Origin of the sequence: Vreelandella aquamarina, from assembly GCF_900110265.1 — a bacterium.
In the GTDB taxonomy this organism is placed as follows: domain Bacteria; phylum Pseudomonadota; class Gammaproteobacteria; order Pseudomonadales; family Halomonadaceae; genus Vreelandella; species Vreelandella aquamarina.
Window position 1 is genome coordinate 1 of sequence record NZ_FODB01000110.1, and the last position, 2,076, is coordinate 2,076.

The 2,076-nt window shown below is 57.8% G+C and carries 2 protein-coding genes; both read left to right on the top strand.

Going from position 1 to position 2,076, the window contains the following annotated elements:
• On the top strand, positions 1–115 hold a 115-nt coding region (locus BMY49_RS16985; protein WP_143058166.1), incomplete at its 5' end, for a zinc ribbon domain-containing protein.
• Positions 116–236: 121 nt separating this feature from the next.
• On the top strand, positions 237–1,916 hold the full coding sequence (locus BMY49_RS16990; RefSeq protein ID WP_058577287.1) for an NAD-dependent malic enzyme: 1,680 nt from the start codon (positions 237–239) through the stop codon (positions 1,914–1,916).
• Positions 1,917–2,076: the final 160 nt, after the last annotated feature.

Below are 2,076 nucleotides of genomic sequence, written 5' to 3' on the forward strand. Positions count from 1 at the left end.
CTGGGAGTGCGTGGAGTGTGGTGTACTCCACGACCGGGACGTGAATGCGGCCCGGAATATCCTCAGTCTCGGGGCAGGACGTTGCCCTCAAGAAGTTGGAATCCCCGTCCTTTAGGCGGGGAGGACGTCAAGTCTCTGCCACCTTTGTCGTACTAGCATGTTACATTACGCTCAAACGCCGACAACGCCCAGCGTTGCTGCATTGCAACAGCAATTGACATAAAAAGAGAGTGCCTATGTCTACGACGAGTAAACGCCCCCTGTACATTCCTTACGCCGGTCCTTCGCTGCTTGAAATGCCGCTATTGAACAAAGGCAGCGCGTTTACTCAGGAGGAGCGGCTAGCGTTTAACCTGATAGGCTTGTTGCCACAAAAAGTCGAAACCATTGATGATCAGCTTGAGCGTGTTTACCGCCAGTACCAGCAGTGCCATAGCGATTTAGAGCGCCATATTCACCTTCGTGCCATTCAGGATGACAACGAAACGCTCTATTTCCGTCTTGTCTCTGAGCATCTGGAAGAGATGCTGCCGATTATCTACACGCCGACGGTTGGCCAGGCGTGCCAGGAGTTCTCCAATATCTACCGCAATCACCGGGGGTTGTTTATCAGCTACCCGGACCGCGAGCATATGGACGATATCCTGCGTAGCGCCACCAAAGATAACGTGAAAGTGATCGTGGTGACCGATGGCGAGCGGATTCTCGGCCTTGGTGACCAGGGTATCGGTGGCATGGGCATTCCTATCGGTAAGCTGGCGCTCTACACCGCTTGCGGCGGGATTAGCCCAGCCTATACGCTGCCGATCATGATCGACGTAGGCACCAATAACCAAGCGCTGCTGGATGACCCGATGTACATGGGCTGGCGCCATGAACGGGTAGGCCAGGAAGAGTACGATGCTTTTATGGCGGAGTTTATTGCTGCCGTGAAGCGCCGCTGGCCGAATGTGCTGCTGCAGTTTGAAGATTTTGCCCAGGCTAACGCCGTGCCGCTGTTGGAGCGCTACCGTAACGAACTGTGCTGCTTCAACGATGACGTGCAGGGCACGGCCTCTGTGGTGGTAGGTACGCTGATGGCGGCCTGCCAGGCCCGCGAAGAAACCATTGCCCAGCAGCGCGTGGTGTTTGTTGGCGGTGGCTCTGCCGGTTGCGGTATTGCCGAGCAGGTCGTGGTCGCCATGGAGGCGGAAGGCCTGACCGAAGCGGAAGCGCGGGCGCGCATCTTTATCGTCGACCGTGACGGTTTGATGACCACGGATCAAACGTGGCAGCGGGATTTCCAGCGCCGTTTGGCCCATGACTCTTCGCTAGTGGCGGAGTGGAACGGCCAGGGCTTGGAAGAGACCATTGCCCAAATCAAACCGACGATCTTGATTGGCGTATGTGGCCAGCGCGGTATCTTCACCGAGCAGGTGGTACGTACCATGCACGCAGGCTGCGAACATCCGGTGATTATGCCGCTCTCGAACCCGACCTCCCAGGCGGAAGCGGTGCCAGAGGATGTGATTCGTTGGACCGATGGCCAAGCGCTGGTAGCCACCGGTAGCCCGTTCGCACCGGTGGTCTATAACGGCCGCACCTATCCGATTGCCCAGTGCAACAACGCCTACATCTTCCCAGGCATCGGTTTAGGTGTGATTGCGGCCAACGCCAACCGCGTGACCGATGAGATGCTGATGAGCGCCTCGCGGGCGCTGGCCCGCGAAGCGCCGCTAGTGAAAGAGGGCAAAGGTGCGCTGCTGCCACCTCTATCGCGTATTCGCGATATCAGCAAGTCGATTGCTTTTGAGGTGGCCGCACAAGCCCAGCAGAACGGCGTTGCGTTGAAGACCAGCGGTACAGCGCTGCGCGAGCGTATCGAAAAAGCTTGCTGGTCGCCGGAGTACCGCTTCTATCGTCGTCGCGCCTTCTAAACAGGCGCGCTGGCAAAAAAAGCCCCCACCGAGGTGGGGGCTATGCAAGCATTGGAAGGTCGTACCTCTAGCAGCCTGTCGGACTTTCCGTTGCACCGTGAGATACTGACCACCGTCATCGCCGAGCTGAGAAGATCGCCATGAGCCGCTTCATCCCTGT

Excerpts from the sequence above, each read along its gene's own strand:
- BMY49_RS16990 (WP_058577287.1), top strand. The coding sequence starts at position 237 with ATGTCTACGACGAGTAAACGCCCCCTGTACATTCCTTACGCCGGTCCT.